The sequence below is a fragment of the Candidatus Cloacimonadota bacterium genome, assembly GCA_011372345.1.
Classification (GTDB): Bacteria; Cloacimonadota; Cloacimonadia; order Cloacimonadales; family TCS61; genus DRTC01.
The window spans coordinates 1-2,725 of sequence record DRTC01000543.1 but is presented as its reverse complement, the minus strand read 5'-3'; the positions used below and the strand labels follow the sequence as shown (position 1 = coordinate 2,725).

Annotated in this window: 1 protein-coding gene; it reads left to right on the top strand. The window is 36.3% G+C overall.

The window, feature by feature from the left end; translation table 11 throughout:
* Window positions 1-331: 331 nt before the first annotated feature.
* Window positions 332-2,725: PKD domain-containing protein (locus tag ENL20_10305; GenBank protein ID HHE38948.1), on the top strand; the 2,394-nt coding region annotated here is incomplete at its 3' end.

The following is a 2,725-nucleotide window of genomic DNA, read 5'->3' as shown; positions in this document are numbered from 1 at the left end:
TCATATTTATGAAAATATCGGAACTTATACAGTCACTTTAACAGTCACTGACGATAGTTTAAATACAGATACCGAAATTAAAACTGACTACATTTCCATTTATGATGAAGAACTTTTACCTCCGACAAATCTGCAGGCAGAAATCACCGACGATAACGATGTTCATTTGACCTGGAATGCTCCGGGAAGTGGAGAAGGTGACGAAATAGATGAAGATTTCGAGTCATATTCAGATTTTTCTATTCAATTTGCTCCCTGGACTTTAGTCGATGTTGATCAATCGGAAACTTATGGAATAGAAGGACATGATTTCCTTCACAGCGGAGAATTAATGTCCTTCATGGTTTTCAATCCTTCTGCTGTTGAACCTCCGGTAGATGATATGACACCTCATTCGGGAAGCAAGATGGCTGCTTGTATTGCATCTACCAATCCACCCAATAATGATTGGATGATAACTCCTCTTATTAATGTACAAGAAGATTATCAATTATCCTTCTGGGCGAAATCATATACTGCTTTGTATGGTTTGGAACGATTCAAGGTTGGAATCTCGACAACCGATACAAATCCTGCAAGTTTTACAATAATATCAAGTGGTAATTATCTTGAAGCACCAATTGATTGGAATGAATATACTTATGATCTTTCTGATTATGCTGGTCAAGATGTATATATTGGTATTAATTGTATTTCAAACGATGCTTTCTTTTTTTTAGTAGATGATTTTATGGTTAGTTCCGGAACGAGAAAAATATTTTCCTTTAATTTTGAGAAAAATTTCGGTCTTTCAGAAGGTAAAATTGAAAAAGTTCGAATGAAAAATATCTCAAATCAAATTCATAGAAAAAAAGATCAAAGTTTGGAAAGTCGCGACCTTCTCGGTTACAATGTTTACAGAGATGAATTACAAATAAATGACTCTATTATTACTGATCTGTTCTATGATGATCCTGCTCTGGATTTTGGAACTTACCAATACACAGTAACAGCAGTTTATGATGAAGGTGAATCCATTCCTACAAATCCAGCAGAAGTAATAATCGCAGAAGAGGATTTAAAAGCTGGCTTTACCGGAACACCAATATCAGGAACTGTTCCTCTGACTGTTCAATTTACCGATCTTTCTACTGGAAATCCAACTTCCTGGGAATGGGATTTTGGCGATGGTGAAACCAGCATAGAGCAGAATCCTGCTCATGAGTATTTAAGTACCGGGAGTTTTACTGTTTCTCTTACTATTTCAGATGGAACTAATGAATCGACTGAACAAGCAGAAAATTATATCTATGTTTTTAATGATGATTTCTTACCTCCGACTGATCTGCAGGCTCAAATTAATATTGATGATGTTTATTTAACATGGTTGGCTCCGGGAGGTGGTGGAGATGATGAATTTGAGGAGAATTTTGAGCAGGGAATTACTCCTGAGGGATGGACGATCGCCGGAGAGAATACTGATACTTCAGGATCGATACCAGGATTTTGGACAGTGAATGATTTTACAAGCTCAGAAGAAAACATTGAACCGATAGATTCTTATCATTGCGGATTATTCTGGTCTTATGATCATCAGGACGAATGGTTAATTACTCCGGAATTTGAATGTAGTTCCGGTATGAATTTTGAATTCTGGTCAATAGTGTTCGAAGGTTCGATAAATTCTGATCATTACTATGTTAAAGTTTCAGATGATAACGGATCTACCTGGGATATATTGTGGGATGCTTCTGATCTGTCATCCGGTGATTGGAATTATTACAGCTTTCCTTACACTATCGATTTAAGCTCATATGCCGATCAAAATATCAAAGTTGCTTTTAATGCTGTTGATGGACCAACTAATGATGGAATCTGGTATATCTGGTTTGTTGATAACATTACTGCATCAAATGAAAGCAGAATCCTTAAATTTAATCCTGAAGATTTTACCTATAAAAGCATTAGAAATACTAATAATTTTTCAAAAAATTCTAACGAATATTTCAGGATAAAAACTCTAAAACCGGATACTTTCTCATATAGAGATTTACTCGGCTACAACATCTATCGAGATGGTTCCAAGATAAACACAATTGCAATAACGGACTTGTATTATAATGATCAGGATTTAGCGAATGGGACTTATGAATACGCTGTTTCTGCTGTTTACGATGGAGGAGAATCCGTTCTGACAAGTCCTCTCGAAGTAACGATCTCCGGAGATATTTCCTATATCTATCCAGGAGATACGAATAATGATGGAGATGTCAATGAAACCGATATTGAACCAATCGGTACTTATTGGAGAAAACAGGGCAATCCAAGAGCGTCCTTAACTTTCAATTGGGAAGGAATTGAGCATCCCGGAGGTTGGAACGAATTTGATGCTGCTTATGCGGATTGCAACGGTGATGGAGAAGTAAATATCACCGATGTTCTGGCAATCTTACTAAATTGGGGAAAGACTCATTCAGCGACTCAGGGAATAACGATTTCACCTGAAATGATCGAAGCTGCTCAAGATAATTTTATCGAAATCTACGAAAATCTCGGAAATTCCGAAAACGAGATAAAAATAAAAAATCATATTGCCGATCTTTTTGGTTTACCTCAGATCGAATTTATCGAGCAGGATCTTCTTTATCAGAATTATCCGAATCCTTTTAATCTTTCTAACAACAATTCCGGTACGAATATTTCTTATCAAATTGCAAAAGATGGTTATGTGGAGTTGTCGATTTAC